At 51.0% G+C, this 15,066-nt stretch carries 20 protein-coding genes; 5 read left to right on the top strand and 15 right to left on the bottom strand.

What is annotated here, in order from left to right; translation table 11 throughout:
* Positions 1–166: 166 nt before the first annotated feature.
* From HA49_RS05605 to shiA, 7 genes are all read right to left on the bottom strand, one after another.
* A complete protein-coding gene (locus HA49_RS05605; RefSeq protein ID WP_038022507.1) occupies positions 167–1,267 on the bottom strand; it encodes a porin in 1,101 nt (366 codons plus the stop codon).
* 253 nt (positions 1,268–1,520) lie between these two features.
* A complete protein-coding gene (locus HA49_RS05600; protein ID WP_038021056.1) occupies positions 1,521–2,315 on the bottom strand; it encodes a metal ABC transporter permease in 795 nt (264 codons plus the stop codon).
* Positions 2,308–3,207 carry a metal ABC transporter permease gene (locus HA49_RS05595; RefSeq protein ID WP_038021055.1) on the bottom strand — a complete coding sequence of 300 codons (900 nt, stop codon included), beginning with the start codon at positions 3,205–3,207 and terminating at the stop codon, positions 2,308–2,310. The genes HA49_RS05600 and HA49_RS05595 overlap by 8 nt, the downstream gene beginning before the upstream one ends.
* A 10-nt stretch (positions 3,208–3,217) precedes the next feature.
* Entirely contained in the window at positions 3,218–4,048 is an 831-nt protein-coding gene (locus HA49_RS05590; protein ID WP_038021054.1) for a metal ABC transporter ATP-binding protein, read from the bottom strand.
* A gap of 6 nt (positions 4,049–4,054) precedes the next feature.
* Complete coding sequence (locus HA49_RS21650) at positions 4,055–4,423, bottom strand: metal ABC transporter solute-binding protein, Zn/Mn family (RefSeq protein ID WP_211259044.1); 369 nt, start codon at positions 4,421–4,423, stop codon at positions 4,055–4,057.
* A 7-nt stretch (positions 4,424–4,430) separates the two neighbouring features.
* Positions 4,431–5,042, bottom strand: coding sequence for a metal ABC transporter substrate-binding protein (locus tag HA49_RS21645; protein WP_211259043.1), 612 nt, complete (start codon positions 5,040–5,042; stop codon positions 4,431–4,433).
* 328 nt (positions 5,043–5,370) lie between these two features.
* Positions 5,371–6,681 carry a shikimate transporter gene (gene shiA / locus HA49_RS05580; RefSeq protein ID WP_038021053.1) on the bottom strand — a complete coding sequence of 437 codons (1,311 nt, stop codon included), beginning with the start codon at positions 6,679–6,681 and terminating at the stop codon, positions 5,371–5,373.
* Between the two features lie 393 nt (positions 6,682–7,074).
* On the opposite strand from shiA, the gene HA49_RS05575 reads away from it, so the two are divergent.
* The 5 genes from HA49_RS05575 (at position 7,075) to dsrB (ending at position 9,854) form a co-directional block, all read left to right on the top strand.
* A complete protein-coding gene (locus HA49_RS05575; RefSeq protein ID WP_038021051.1) occupies positions 7,075–7,782 on the top strand; it encodes a phosphohydrolase in 708 nt (235 codons plus the stop codon).
* 344 nt (positions 7,783–8,126) lie between these two features.
* Positions 8,127–8,405 (top strand): hypothetical protein, encoded by a 279-nt coding sequence (locus HA49_RS05570; RefSeq protein ID WP_038021050.1) that lies wholly within the window; start codon positions 8,127–8,129, stop codon positions 8,403–8,405.
* Between the two features lie 59 nt (positions 8,406–8,464).
* Positions 8,465–9,379, top strand: coding sequence for a DUF808 family protein (locus HA49_RS05565; RefSeq protein ID WP_038021048.1), 915 nt, complete (start codon positions 8,465–8,467; stop codon positions 9,377–9,379).
* Positions 9,380–9,411: 32 nt separating this feature from the next.
* Positions 9,412–9,543, top strand: a complete 132-nt coding sequence (locus HA49_RS21930) for a hypothetical protein (RefSeq protein ID WP_281177686.1) — start codon at positions 9,412–9,414, stop codon at positions 9,541–9,543.
* 98 nt (positions 9,544–9,641) lie between these two features.
* Positions 9,642–9,854, top strand: coding sequence for a protein DsrB (gene dsrB, locus HA49_RS05560; RefSeq protein WP_038021047.1), 213 nt, complete (start codon positions 9,642–9,644; stop codon positions 9,852–9,854).
* Positions 9,855–9,877: 23 nt separating this feature from the next.
* Here dsrB and rcsA read toward each other — a convergent pair whose 3' ends face one another.
* The 8 genes from rcsA to fliL form a co-directional block, all read right to left on the bottom strand.
* A complete protein-coding gene (gene rcsA / locus HA49_RS05555; RefSeq protein WP_038021046.1) occupies positions 9,878–10,510 on the bottom strand; it encodes a transcriptional regulator RcsA in 633 nt (210 codons plus the stop codon).
* 279 nt (positions 10,511–10,789) lie between these two features.
* Positions 10,790–11,563 (bottom strand): flagellar biosynthetic protein FliR, encoded by a 774-nt coding sequence (gene fliR / locus HA49_RS05550; protein ID WP_038021045.1) that lies wholly within the window; start codon positions 11,561–11,563, stop codon positions 10,790–10,792.
* Between the two features lie 6 nt (positions 11,564–11,569).
* A complete protein-coding gene (gene fliQ, locus HA49_RS05545) occupies positions 11,570–11,839 on the bottom strand; it encodes a flagellar biosynthesis protein FliQ (protein WP_038021043.1) in 270 nt (89 codons plus the stop codon).
* A 36-nt stretch (positions 11,840–11,875) separates the two neighbouring features.
* Positions 11,876–12,604, bottom strand: a complete 729-nt coding sequence (gene fliP, locus HA49_RS05540; protein WP_038021042.1) for a flagellar type III secretion system pore protein FliP — start codon at positions 12,602–12,604, stop codon at positions 11,876–11,878.
* Between the two features lie 2 nt (positions 12,605–12,606).
* Positions 12,607–12,990: a flagellar biosynthetic protein FliO gene (gene fliO / locus HA49_RS05535; RefSeq protein WP_052752440.1), complete on the bottom strand. Its 384-nt coding sequence runs from the start codon at positions 12,988–12,990 to the stop codon at positions 12,607–12,609.
* A gap of 2 nt (positions 12,991–12,992) precedes the next feature.
* Positions 12,993–13,394 carry a flagellar motor switch protein FliN gene (fliN, locus tag HA49_RS05530; protein ID WP_038021041.1) on the bottom strand — a complete coding sequence of 134 codons (402 nt, stop codon included), beginning with the start codon at positions 13,392–13,394 and terminating at the stop codon, positions 12,993–12,995.
* A complete protein-coding gene (gene fliM, locus HA49_RS05525; protein WP_038021039.1) occupies positions 13,387–14,394 on the bottom strand; it encodes a flagellar motor switch protein FliM in 1,008 nt (335 codons plus the stop codon). Before fliM ends, fliN begins: the two co-directional genes overlap by 8 nt.
* 4 nt (positions 14,395–14,398) lie before the next feature.
* A complete protein-coding gene (gene fliL, locus HA49_RS05520) occupies positions 14,399–14,893 on the bottom strand; it encodes a flagellar basal body-associated protein FliL (protein WP_038021038.1) in 495 nt (164 codons plus the stop codon).
* Between the last annotated feature and the right edge of the window lie 173 nt (positions 14,894–15,066).

Below are 15,066 nucleotides of genomic sequence, written 5' to 3'. Positions count from 1 at the left end.
TCGTCTCGTTGGTTGCGGTCCGGTAGATCTGATCAATCACGTTCTGCTCGATATCTTTTTATTCGATGAAAATAACGGTAGCGATGGGTAAAAATTGAGCGTTGCAGGTGGGAAAACCAGGGGATTTTACCGGCCCTGACACTGGATGGGCCGGTGGAGGGGCGAATCAAAATTTGTAGGTCATGCCCACTGCCAGAATATTATCGGTATCCAGTTGCAGTTTATTATCAGAGGACAGGCGGTTAATTTCGTAGTCAGTAAACAGCGACATATTTTTGTTAAAGTACCAGGTAAAAGCGACATCGATATAATTAACTAAATCGGCATCACCCACCCCTTCAATATTTTCGGCACGGGTATAAACATAGCCAAGAGAAGGTGCGAATCCTGACTCAAACTGGTACTGAGCCGCCAGTTCCATCGTCTGGGTTTTGCGGGCATAACCGGTGATTTTCTTTTTAGACAGGCTGGAAACTCCTTTGGGTACCGTTAACGGGATGGTATTACGGGTTTGAGCAAAGGTGGCTGCCAGATAAATCTGGTTGGCGTCGTACTGAATACCGACAGTTCTGGTGGTGGCTCTGTCCCCGGAACCGAGGGCTTCCTCTTTCTGAGCCAGGGTCCGGTCAGAGGATGCATAGGCCGCACCCACACTGACACCACCGCCGATCAGGTAGCGGGCAGATGCCGCATAGCCGTCACCATTGGTGGTTTTTTCTTTTCTGTCGTCATTTTCGTTTTTGCCCTGATATTGCAATGCCACATCCAGACCATCGATCAGGTCAAAGAAATCATTGTTGCGCCAGGTCAGCAGACCATTGGCACGCTTGGTCATAAACTGGTCTTTTTTCACGTAGCCATCACCGCCGAACTCAGGGAAGACATCGGTCCAGGCCTCGATATCGTATGTGGCACCATAGTTACGGCCATAGTCGATGGAGCCCCATTTTTTAGCTTTCAGACCGGCAAAACCCAGCCTGGTCTTGTCATTATCGGTTCCCTCAGACTCTGAGACGCTACTATCGGCTTCATATTCCCATTGACCATAACCTTGCAGCCAGTCATTAATTTTGGTCCGACCTTTAAATCCGAACCGGACATAACTCTGATCACCATCATTATCTGCAGATTTGGAGATATAGTGCTCGGCCCGGACTTTACCGTACAAACTTAATTTGTTGCCATCATTGTTGTAAATCAGCGCAGCATGAGAAGCCACAGGAATGAGTAATGAAGAAATAAGAATCGCGAGAGAATTGCCTTTAATCATTATTATCGCCACTGTTTCAGTAAGAAAAAGTCACCCTTCCGTGCAGAAGTCGGACAGGTGATTTAAAAAAGGTAACAATGATTTACAGGACACAGATGATAGAAATATGACATGAGTGGCAGTTCAGGTAATTCATAAGATTATCTGAATAAAAATTAAACATTTATGTCAGTGGTGGGGAGCGGGTTACAATAAATTCCGGCCCGGCTCAGCAGAAATAACCTGAGTCCGGGCCAATAAGTACCCAAGGTTATGCCGGTGTCTGGCGGACAGCGCTAATCCCACGGCTGATAAGATAAAACAGTGCACCCAGGGTTCCGACAAAAAATCCGGGAGGCCAGTCGCTGAACCATGACAGGGCAATGGCACTCCATGCCACGACCAGTGCCATCACCACAGACAGTAATAATGCGCTGCCCGGTCTGCGGCACAGGGTACGGGCAATGGCAGCCGGGGCGACCATCAGGCTAAATACCAACAATGAACCGACCACAGGTACTGCCAGACTGGTGGTGAGTGCCAGTATAGTCAGGAATCCGGCCTGGGTGGCGCGCAGAGAAATTCCCCGTACCACTGCCAGTTCCGCTGAGAGTGAACTGAGCAACAGTCGGCGGAAAAGAAGGGCGGTCAGCGAAATACTGATTACGGCGGTGACGGCCAGGGGGATTAACTGTCCACGGCTAATCCCGAGCAGGTCACCAAACAGCAATGAATACACGGATTGTGCATAGCGTCCGCTGAGACTCAGCAACAGGGTTCCGGTGGCCAATAGCATGACCAGACAGAGCGCCGTCGCAGTTTCATGCCGGTGATGACGGCTGAAGTGACTGATTCCTGCGGCTCCCAACCCGGCAAACAGCAGGACCCCATAAAACGGATTGATACCCAGTAACACCGCCGCCGCCGCACCGGGAAATGCCCCCATCGGTAAGGCATGCGCGGTAAAAGATTCACCGCGTAAGATAACAAAAAATCCGACGATACCGCACAGGACTGCTACCAGAGTGGCGGCAATCCATCCGGTTAACATAAACCCGCTAAACATGCTGATTCTTCCTGAACAAACGTCCTGACAGCCGCTTTTCACGGCTGAAAAGTCCGGACACGACCCCACTGGCTGCCCAGACAATAAAAATGATCCCGACAATAAAGAAGCTAACCGGCCAGCCCTGACCGTTGGTCCAGTAGAAGCTTTCCCATGCCAGCCAGACCCCGATCCACACGGAGAGTAAACCGGTCAGGGCCGCAATAATCAGTGCCGTGGCTGCTGAACGGGCAAACTTCAGCGCTATGGCTGCAGGACCGGTCAGCAGTGCTGTCGACAAAATAGCGCCGACAGTCATTGACGACAAGGCCACGGCCAGTGCCAGTGCGGCCAGTTGCATAATACCCACCCGGCGGACAGCAACTCCACGAATCACTGCCAGTTCAGGATCGATGGCACATAACAACACAGGTCGCCAGATAATCGCTAACAGTACCAGTACTGCCGCTCCGGTGGCGAGAATCCAGGGAATAATTGATGCCGGCAATGTCCAGATGGATCCAAACATCACAGATAATGTGGCACCAGACGAATTATGATGTTTTACAGCGAAATAGAGAAACAGGGCGGAAAACCCCAGCCCGGCACTGAGTACGATCCCCGTCGCCAGGCTGCGTTCCCGACTACGTCGTGTCGCACTGAGTTCAATACCTGCGGCTCCGGCCAGCGCCATAATAATAAAACCGGCCAACGCATTGATGCCGAGCAGAAAGGAAGCGGCACCTCCTGCACTACTGATATCGGATAAGGCATGGCCGGCAAATGCATGGCCACGAATCAACGCGAATACACCGGTAATTCCACAGACCAGGGCAGCACCACCGCCAACGATCAGGGCGGTATGCACGGTTTCACTGCTAAAAAAGCCGTGGCTGAATAACGCGGAAAACATAAATGAATACCTAAGGAACGGTGGTTACATGAGGGGCCTGGCAGTCTACCGGGTCAGAGAGGGCGCTGTCACGATCAGTGGCAACTACCAGTATCCGGCCGTGAACCCGGATCACATCAATATGGTAGCCATATAACTGACTGAGTACGCTGGTACGGATTACCTGGTCTGTCGGGCCGCTGGCGGCCTGGCCATTAGCCAGATAGACCACCCTGTCCATCACCGGCAACAACGGATTAATATCATGGGCTGACAACAGCACTGAAACCTGCTGTTCACGTACCAGTCTTTTCAGCACACTGATGATATCTGCGGCTGCGGCCATATCCAGGTTAGCCAGAGGTTCATCCAGCAATAAAATCCGCGGGCGCCGCACCAGTGCATGAGCAATCAGCACCCGTTGTTGTTGCCCGCCAGACAAGCGGCCGATCCGCTGGTCAGCAAAAGCGAGAGCATCGACCGACGCCAGAGTGTCATTGATTAACTGACGATGACGGTTTGGCCAGAGTCTGAAACCCGGCCGATGGCCATCAAGTCCAAGGGCAACCACATCTCTGGCAGTCAGAGGAATATCCGGGTCGAGGAAATTTTTCTGCGGGACATAGCCCGCAGCAGAGAGTCCCTGTTGTACCGGATGACCGTTCAGTAATATCCGGCCACTGGATAACGGTTGCAGGCCAAGCAGCGAACGAAACAGAGTGGTTTTCCCTGAACCGTTGGCACCGATCAACCCACAAAATTCGCCGTGGTTGATATCGAAACTGACGTCATGAAGTACCTGCCGCCCGGGGTAACTGACCCCGAGCTGACTGACACTCAGTACCTGAGACTGGTGAGACATATTTTTTTATTTACCGGCAATCAATGATTCTGTGGAGGCTTTTTCTGTCAGGGCTTTACGTAACGCTTTGACTTCCGCCAGCATCCAGGACTGATAGTGATATCCTGGTTCAGGCATTGTTTCATATACACCGACCACCGGTATATTATTTTTTCTCGCCAGGCTGAGGAAATGTTCGGTAATCGGGTCGGTGACCTGCTGATTATACAGGAATGCCCGGACTTTTTTACCGTTCAGTAACTCATTTTGCGCACTCACCAACTGAGGTGCCGGGTCAACATCATTCATGATGCCGTATTCAAGGGCCTTCGGGGTGAGAATCTTCGCACCAGCGGCCTGCAGCAGGTAGTCACCTACCGGCTCGGTTACTGCCACCGGAGTATCAGGGAAATCTTTTTTGTAATTCCTGGATAGCGGCATTGAGCGGTTGCATAGACTGACGGAAAGAGGCTGCATTTTTCCTGAATTCTGCAGCGTGGTCAGGCAACGCTTTCGCTAACTGGTCGGCGATAGCATCAGCGACCGCCGGCATAGTGTTCGGGTCATACCACAGGTGCGGGTTTTCGGTATTTTCAGGCAGCTTCAGTAAGTTATGAACGTTAATGACTTTACGGTCAGAATTAGGTGATGCAGCGATCAGTTTATCCGCCCAGTCATCATAACCGGCACCATTTTCAACAATCAGGGTGGCGCTGGCAATCTGGCGGGCAATACCGGGGCTGGCTTCAAAAGTGTGCGGATCAGTATTAGGGTCTGAGACAATCGAAGTGACCTCAACGTATTTGCCACCGATCTGGCTGATGACATCGGCATACTGATTTTCGATACCAATCGCGTGAACCGGGGCGTCTGCCGCATGGCTGGTCTGGCTAAATGCCAGCAGTGAAGTCATCATAGCCGCGACTGGCAGCAGGGATCCGGTGAGTTTACCGGCAGAGATTCCGTGTTTTTTATTATTAACTTTGGTCAAAGTGGACTGAGTCATGTTTTGCATTTACATCCCCGTAGTATCAAGAGCAGGTTCTTGTGATGTTATAATATAACAATAAATGTCGGCGCTCATCCTATACTTTCTGTCAGTTCTGTCAATAGCCGCTACCCGTCACCATGGTAAAATGACAGTGGGTGGACTGCAGGTTTTCATCCTGCGGAGTGCTCTGTGGGGAAAGGGTATTTCCGGGGATGATAAGTCGGAGGCCATGATCTGGTGGCCTGGCTGTTCAGTTGAGAGGCTATTTGCCCGGGAAGAGGCATCAGCAAGTAAAGGGGAGCGATGTACCCCGCGAACGGGCCTCCCGGTGACGGCCCGGGAAGCCCTCAGATTATCCGTGAGTGCGTGTTTTCATTAATGCGGCGACCAATACCGATATCAGACAACCCACGCTCAGATAAACCGCTACGCTGTGCCAGCTGCCACCAGACCCCGTGACTAATGCCGCAGCGATAAACGGGGTGAACCCGCCACCGACCACACTGGCTACCTGATAGCCCACCCCGGCACCACTGTAACGGAAACCGGCACCGAACATTTCTGTGAACATGGGTTGCTGAACACAGACCACCATGTCGTGAGCAATATTCGCCAACATCAGTGAGAAGAAGATAATCCACACGACCGACTGTGATTCCAGTGCCATAAAAAAGGGTACCGCGCTGAAGGTACCGATCAATGCCCCGGTAATATAAATTCGGCGTCTGCCATAGTTATCCGCAAGCCAGGCGAAGCAGGGAATGGTTACGCAGCTAATTGCCCCGACCAGCAGACCAATATTCAGAAATAAGTCCCGGGAAAGACCCAGGTTCTGGGTCGAATAATTGAGCGCGAAGGTAGTGACAATGTACATCGTTAACAGCTCACATAAACGCAATGCGATGATCTGTAAAAATGCCCCCGGGTGCTTAATCAGCGCATGGAGAACCGGTAAGCCACTGTGTCGCTCCGGGATTGCCTGTTGTTCAAATTCGGCCGATTCCTGCATACCGTGACGAATCCACAGGGCGCCCGCCACCAGCAGTACACTAAAAATAAACGGGATTCGCCATCCCCAGCTAATGAACTGCTGGTCAGTGGTGAAATGACTGATCAGCGACACCAACCCGGTAGAAAGCAATAAACCAACGCCATAACCTACCTGGACGCCGCTGCTGTAAAAAGCTTTTTTCTTTTCCGGCGCACTTTCGACCGATAATAACGCTGCGCCACCCCATTCGCCGCCTACCGCAAACCCCTGAATCGCGCGGAGTGTCACCAGCAACACCGGAGCCAGCCAGCCGATTTGGTTAAAAGAGGGTAACAAACCGATAGCTGCCGTTGCACAACCCATAATCCAGACGGTCAGCATCAGCATGCGTTTGCGGCCAAGACGATCCCCAAAATGACCGAAAATAATGCCGCCTAACGGACGGAATAAAAAGCCAACGCCAAAGGTAGCGAATGCTGCCAGTGTACCCATCGCAGGGCTGATTTGTGGGAAAAATTCACGGTTAAACACCAGCGCCGCAGTAATGCCGTATAACAAAAAGTCATACCAGTCGACCACTGCACCGGCAAAACTCCCCCAGGCAGCACGTCTTGCCCGTGAAAGAGAATGGCCATGTGATTCACGGCTGTCTGATGTGAGTGTTGAGTCCATAGTTGTCCTGCCAGTCATTAGTTTTTTTTATCACTTCTGCACCCATCGTCGTCTGCCATTGTCATCGGGAGCTCAGGAGGTTTATGCAGGGGTAAGAGACTACCCCGACAGAAGGCTGCTGAAAACTGTTTTACTGCAGTTTTAAACAGAAAAGATAAAAACAGGTTATCACGCAGGTAAATCATGCACTTTGTGCGCCGCAGGAGGCTGACTTCCGCGCAGCAGATTAATGACTATCAGTGACATTGTCACGGACTACAATGTCGTTTAACATCAGTAACAATGCCATCTTTGTTACATTTAATTTTACCGTATTGTTAGCAGTGTAAGAATGCTGGCTTATGATTAACACAGGACAGCAAGTCCTGCAGGTCGAACAGGGGGAGCGTAATAATGGCATTATTAACTGACTGGCAGTCCCGATTTGACCAATGGTTCAGGGAGAACTGGGACCATGAAGACAAAGCGCATGATCTGGCACACCTGCAACGCGTCTGGGCCAGTGCGCAAAAGATTATGCAGGATAGTGAGGCCAATCCACTGGTTGTGCTGACTGCCTGCTATTTTCACGACATTGTGAATCTGCCAAAGAATCATCCTGAGCGACACTTAGCATCCCGTTATGCTGCCCGGGAAACGGTTAGGGTGCTACAGGCAGATTTCGCCGATTTTCCCTCCGAACTTTACCCGGCCGTGAGTCATGCGGTCGAGGCGCACAGCTTCAGCGCCGGAATACCCGCAGAAACCGTGGAAGCCAAAATTGTGCAGGATGCTGATCGGCTGGAGTCATTAGGGGCTATTGGTCTGGCACGGGTGTTTTATACCTCCGGAGCCCTGGGCAGGGCGTTGTTCGACAGTGAAGACCCGTTTGCCCGTCAACGTCCGCTGGATGATATCCATTGGGCTCTGGACCATTTTCAGACCAAATTACTCGGCTTACCGGCAACGATGCATACTGAGACCGGCAGAGCGATTGCCAGGTATCATGCCGCGTTTCTGGTGGAGTATATGGCAAGGCTGAGTAGTGAGCTGGCCGGAGGAGTACAGCATCCGGATGAAGCCATCCGCGAAGAGTTTATGGCGCGGGTAGATAAATGTTAACTGCAGCCGGCCCGGGCGGTCGGCTTTACTCTTCTGTCAGTGATTCCGGTTCAAATCTTTCGCACACACTTCGCAATAGTCGGCCTATACTTCCGTAAGGGTGAATGTATTTCCTGTAATCTGTCAGGCGTTAGCATCGCCACTACGGTGAGTACCCTGCGCAGAATTAAAAATCTGGTTGTGCGTTTTCTCCGTCGATGCTGAAACGGGTTTACTCTGAATCACAGGCCTGTTACAAAGTGTGACTGAACAATCGGCGGGATGGCTACTGAGCGTGAAGTCTCTGAAGGACGGGCGCAGTCACTGGTGGCCTCCGTCCTGTAACTTTCATCCGGAACAAAACCATGGCCAGTATCAAACTGACGGTAAAACGGCTGTATGCCCTGCAGAATGAGCGGATGGTGAATACCCGCGCTACCGCGACTATTTTCGTCGGAGAACAGTTGATCGCCACAGAAGAGATCAGTGGCCTGACCGAAACGCCGGTGAGCAAGTATATTCATCATGATCTGCCCGCCGGCCTGCCGGTGCGGGTGGAATGGCAAACTGCGGGTATTGCCGATATGACCGTAAGTGAAATGGACGTTTGTCCGTGTTGCCGGCACAGTGAGCCGGAGGACTGAGTCGCCGTGCTCATCGTCATGATGAGTAGTTTTTTTATTCAACAGGAAGGGAAATTTCTTTGGCAGGAACCAGTTTACTCACACTACTCGACGATATTGCTACCCTGCTGGATGATATTTCAGTCATGGGGAAAGTCGCCGCTAAGAAAACCGCCGGAGTATTAGGCGATGATTTATCACTCAATGCGCAACAGGTGACGGGTGTAAAAGCCAACCGTGAGTTGCCTGTGGTATGGGGCGTAGCTAAGGGGTCGTTGCTCAATAAAGTTATTCTTGTTCCGCTGGCCTTACTGATATCGGCATTTGCCCCCTGGCTGATTACTCCGCTACTGATGCTGGGTGGCGCTTATCTGAGTTATGAGGGAGTGGAGAAAATCGTCCACTGGCTGACGGCCGATAAACAGCGTAAATCTCCTGAGGCCCGGCAACAGCGGTTGCAGAAGCTCAGTGAGCAGGAAGCTGCCCGCTATGAAAAAGATAAAATCAAAGGTGCGGTTCGCACCGATTTCATTTTGTCGGCGGAGATCGTGGCCCTGACCCTGGGGATTGTCTCGTCGGCACCGTTGCTGAATCAAATCCTGATCCTTGCGGGAATTGCTGTGTTGGTGACTGTGGGGGTATATGGCATTGTTGCACTGATCGTTAAAATTGATGACCTGGGATTCTGGCTGCAAAAGAAACAGTTATTTCTGGCCCGTAAAACCGGTGACGGTTTATTGGTCCTGGCGCCGTTACTGATGAAAGTATTGTCAGTCGTCGGGACACTGGCGATGTTTTTAGTTGGCGGCGGGATTGTTATCCACGGAGTCCCCTGGTTACATCACAAGGTGGAACAACTCAGTGAACAGAGCAGTGACCTTTTCGCATCACTGATCGGCAGTATTGCAGCACCTCTGGTCATTGGTGCGGTGATTGGGTCGATTGTGCTGTGCCTGGTAAAACTGTTTGGAAAATTATCCGGTAAAAAGGTATAACTGCCAGCAGGTATAAAGTAGCGGAGTAGATGATGAGCGACGATATTTTCGAATTTGATATTGATGCCCAGTTGGCAGATGCAGAAGCCAAAGCACAGGAAAAGGCGAATGAAATCCCGACTGATCTTAATGATGAAGCCGATTGTGAAGGCTGTAAAATCTGATTTGTAGTCGATGTCTGTGGCGTATAATCTGAGCAGGACAACCAAAAGGTTGTCCTGTTTTACTTTAATGGCATGCTGAAAAACAACAGGAGCAGAAGATGCAGGTAAATGAATGGGTCAGTGTCAAAACCGACGGCGGACCCCGCAGAACCGGTCTGGTCCTGGCGGTGGAATCATTCAGTGAAGGCGTCATGTTTCTGGTGGCTCTGGAGGATTATCCGCGTGGCATCTGGTTCTTTAACGAAGATAACTCCCCGGAGGGAATCTTTGTGGAACCGGTCACCCCACCGGAAGCGTCACGGCCCGACTAAGCGATGGCAGTTACGCATTGCGATCACTGGCTGCAATTGAGCCCGCTGGTCAGGGTGTGGGTCAGCCTGAGCAGATGATGGATAACCTGTTTGTTCTGAGTCTTGATTTTTTTCTTTATATTCCCTTTGTGTGCCGAGATGGTTTTGGTTTTTATCTGCATCATCCCCGCAATTCTCACGGTATCATACCCGGACATCCACATTCTCAGCATTTCATGTTCGGTCCGGCTGAGTGCTACCGGACCTGCCAGTGATGTGGCATTGCGTCGGCACTTGATCTTGCCTTTTTTTATCAGATAGCCGTTGATCAGCTCTTCCAGAGTGGTCCTGTCCAGCTGTTTGGTAGTGACAATAATATTGTCCCGCAGACAGAGATACTCACTGAAATGTCCGTTAGACAATGCCATAAATATAATAAAGGTACTGTCCGGATAGCGGGAGATGATTTTTTTTAATACCACATCCTCAGCGCGGTTGTTGCTGAGGCAGTGTTCCGAGATAAACACCAGCGCAGGGCTCACGCGCGCTAATAGTTCGTCGAGTTGCCCGGGAGCGACCGGTTGGTCGAAATTATAGCAGGTGATACCTTTCGACCCCAGATAATCATTCAGAGCGGTTTGGGTATAAACACATGGATCCATAATAACGCTTGTCATGCTGGCTGTTCCTGACCAAATTAAAACCTTACAAAATTGCAGAAATACCCATCAGCTTTATAAAAACAGGGGTAACGCTACAAAATTGAACAAATAGCATCCAGTGTTTGCAAAAGTATGGCAATGTAATGATTAATATTTTGCCTGAAAACGAAAATTATTAATAAATTATGTATAAGTATATTTAATATATCCGCTCAAAGGAACCGGTATCATGAGAAAATTCTCATTATTCCGCCTGTGAAAGGATTATCCGGCGACACGGGGAAATAACAGAAGTCAGCGGAGCAACAGAGTAGCCAGCTGTTCCAACAGGCCGTTAAATAGCTGGCTGCTATAGGGAACAAACCAGGGGAGCAGTAAACGGCAACTGAGTATACCTACAGACAGGGTTAGCGGGAAACCGACAACAAAAACCGAAAGCTGGGGTGACATGCGGTTAAGTATCCCAAGAGTCATATTCAGCGCCAGCAACAGCATAATCAGCGGCAGAGCCAGTCGTAATGCACTACTAAAGATCATTGCAGCAAGGTTGCACACACCACTAAAGAAGTCCGGCTGCCATCCACCATGACTGACCGGCAGTGCAGTGAACGTGTCAGCCAGAATACTGAGTAGCCAGAGATGTCCGTCGGCACTCAAAAAAAGCAATAACGCCAGGGTATAAAAGATTCGTGCCAGTATTGACAGTGAACTGTGCGATGACGGGTCATAAAATGAGGCGAATGATAATCCCATTTGCATCCCGGCGACTTCCCCTGCCAGGCGCACAGCGGCAAATGCCAGCGACATACCCCAACCAAGACTGATACCGATGAGTAGTTGTCTGCACAGAGTCAGTAAACCTTGCGGGCTGAACAGTGGAATACCGCTGGTGGGAAGCAACGGGGCGAGCAGTGCTGACAGTGCCAGCGCCAGCCCGATTTTCACCCGGCTGTTGACCTGCTTGTCCCCAAGTAATGGTGCGGTACTGATAAGCGCCAGGATACGGCAAAAGGGCCAGAAATAATCACTGAACACTGAGGATAACTGATTCAGGCTGCCAGGGAGCATGGCCAGTCAGCCTGCGGCAAAGGCGACAGAGGTAAACAGAGTACGCATATATTCCAGCAGGCTGTTTAGCATCCAGGGTCCGGCAATCATCAGTGCCGTAATCACCGCCAGAATTTTAGGAATGAACGACAGGGTCTGTTCGTTTATCTGGGTGGCAGCCTGTAGCAGACTGATCAGCAGTCCGCTGATCAGTGCGGCCAGTAATGGAGGCGAAGCCAGAGACAGTGCAATTTTCATAGCACCCTGACCCAGTGTCATTACAGATTCGGGAGACATGGTGAATTCCTCACAATATTGAGCGTCAGAGAAAAGTTACCGGACAAAACTCTGTGCCAGTGAACCGATCAGCACCTGCCAACCGTTAGCCAGCACAAACAGCATCAGCTTAAATGGCAACGAAATGGTGGCGGGGGGAACCATCATCATCCCGAGAGCCATCAGTACGCTGGCAACCACTAAATCCACAATCATGAAAGGAATAAATATCGTAAATCCAATGCGGAACGCCGTTTTCAGTTCACTGGTGATATAAGCAGGGATCAGGATTCGCATCGGGACATCTTCAGGGCTTTGCAGAGCCGGATGATTGGCCAGCCTGACAAACAGCGCAAGGTCTGACTGTCGGGTTTGCTTTAGCATAAATTTTGCCAGTGGGCGACTGCCGGCCGCCAGGGCTTCTCCTGCCGGCATCTGGTTTTCGCTAAATGGCAGCCACGCCTGCTGATACACCTGGTCGAGTGTCGGAGACATCACAAACAGTGTCAGAAACAATGCCAGCCCGAGCATAACCTGATTCGGTGGTGCGGAAGGCGTTCCTAACGCGCTGCGAAGCAGACCGAAAACAATGATGATACGGGTGAAGCTTGTCATCATCAGCAACGCTGCCGGAAGCAGTGTCAGAGCACCGATAAAGATAAGTGTCTGAACCGGTAGAGGCCAGTCCGGGCTGTTGGCCGTCAGCGACTGTAAGGGGACAGCCGCCGCATTCCCCGCCGAAGTGAGTAAACATATCAGTAACAGGCACCGCATCGATAATTTCATGATTATTTTCCTCTCCCGGCCAGCAGCGATCGCCACTGACTGAGAAATGCCTGACTGACCGGTGGCCGGGAGAGCGAAGTATCAGCCGGTTCGCCCGCGGGAAGGGTGTAGAGGTGGTTAATGTGCTGAGTAGTCACACCTACCACCAGTCGACAGTCCGGAAGATCCAGGATGACAATCCGCTGATTCTGTCCGACCGCCAGACTGGCAATCACCTGCATGCGTGGAGATCCAGGGTGGCGGGGCAGACTGACTCGATTGCTCAGCCAGCGCAGAACTATCAGTAGTACCGCGACCAGCAGCACAGCGATGGCCGCCTGCCACAAACCGCTGAAAGGCAGATTGCTGTCAGGGGCTGGCAGCGCGTCAGAGAGTAATATTGACATGGCTAGCGGCTCAGACGGCGCATACGTTCTGATGGGGTGATGATATCGGTGATCCTGACACCGTATTTATCATTGACCACCACGACCTCACCTTGCGCAATCAGATAGTTATTGATCAGGATATCCAGAGGTTCACCAGCCAGCCCCTCCAGCGGGACAATCGAACCGCGGGTCAGACGCAACAGTTCCTTGATAGTCATTCTGGTACGGCCCAGTTCGACGGTAAGCCGTACCGGAATATCCATGATCAGGCTGACATCCTGTTCATCTGTCGTCGGCACAGTGTCCGACAGTTCAGAATTCAGCGTCGTGTCAGGTGAAACCGTGGTGGCTTGCTGTTCCAGTGCATCCGCCCATACATCATCTGAACCACTGTTTTCTGCAGGTTGTTGTATATCACTCATCAGGCTGCTCCTCGTGCAAAGAGTGTAAAATCGGACTGATCAGGCTGGTTACGCGTAATGCATACTGATCATTTAAAATGCCGTGTTCGCCGGTGAATACCGGCACGTTATCCACATGAACCGTGACCAGTTCGGGTTTATCCAGAGTCAGGATATCGCCGGTTTTAAGCGCCAGAATGCGCGACAGAGGTAGCGGGATATCCGCAAAATGGGCGGTAAGTTCCAGTGCGGAAAGCTGTACTTCTTTGACCAAAGTTTCACGCCACTGGTTATCTTCCTGCTGAGAGTTTTCCAGCGGGGGATTAACCAACAGTTCCCTTAATGGCTCAATCATGGCAAAGGGAATACAGATGCTGAACTCACCGACCAGATTACCAATTTCTACCTGAAAGGCGGTATTCACCACGATGTCATTGGGGGAGGTGGTGATATTGGTGAATTTCACCTGCATCTCTGAACGAACAAACTCGATAGACAGCGGATAAATCGCTTGCCAGGCCTCCCGGTAACTCTCCAGCGCCAGTTTCATCATCCGGTGGATTACCCGTTGTTCGGTATAGGTGAATTCGCGGCCTTCTACTTTGGTCGGAAACCGTCCATCGCCCCCAAACAGGTTATCCACGGCAATAAAGACGAGGCTGGGAGAAAACACCAACAATGCCGTCCCGCGCAGGGGTTTAAGATGAATCAGGTTCAGATTAGTCGGTACCGGAAGATTCCGTGCAAATTCCTGATAAGGCTGAATATTGATTTGCCCGGCACTGATGTCCGGGCTGCGGCGCAGCAGGTTAAATAATCCCATTCGGAACTGTCTGGCGAAACGCTCATTAATAATCTCCAGCGCCTGCAAACGTTCGCGTACAATGCGGCGCTGGGTCGCCGGGTCATAGGCTTTTACAGTCTCTTCACCGGCTAACGGCCGTTCAGGATTATCACTACTGGCGTTATCACCATTCAATAACTGGTCGATCTCCGCCTGAGAAAGAATGTTGTCAGCCATGGGGTTATCTCAGAATAAAGGAGGTAAACAACACATCGTCAATCTGCTGAGGCGGCTGGTTAATCACGAAAGGCGGCGTCAATGCAGTCTTAATTCTGTCTGCCAACTGGTGTTTACCTTGTTCAGTTTCCAGTTGGCGTTGATTCTGGTTGGTCAGCAATAAAATCAAACGGCTACGTACTTCCGGTAAATACTGGTTTAATTTTTCACGGGTAGCTTCATCGGGTAAACGCAATGTAAAGCCGGCATAAAGTACCCGTTCATCATCATTATCACTGCGAGCGGGAAGGTTAACGGTAAATGCTTCCAGTGGCATAAATACCGGACTGGCGGGTGGGGTTGCAGCCTGGGCTGTTGTTCCGGCAGCCGGAGTATCTTCCAGCCGCTGTAGTTGAAGATAGCTGAAAGCAGCGGCGCCGCAGGCCGCCAGGGTGATCACACAAAGAGTGACCGGAAGCAACAGCTTTTTCCCTGTTTTCTTTTTTGGCAGAGTTGTCATTGGCTAAATCAGTTCCTGTGATAAAAACAGCATTTCCTGCTGCCTGAAATTATCCTGTGTAAATGACTGAACAATGGTCGGAAAAGAGCGCATTTACGGGGGGACATCGCCGTTAAGCACGGGGTATAGCCTGTAGCTAAAATTGTCAGCATGCCCCGGTACACTCTTGTGCA

Source organism: Tatumella morbirosei (assembly GCF_000757425.2).
Taxonomy (GTDB): Bacteria; Pseudomonadota; Gammaproteobacteria; order Enterobacterales; family Enterobacteriaceae; genus Tatumella; species Tatumella morbirosei.
This window is presented reverse-complemented; position numbering and strand designations above follow the sequence as displayed.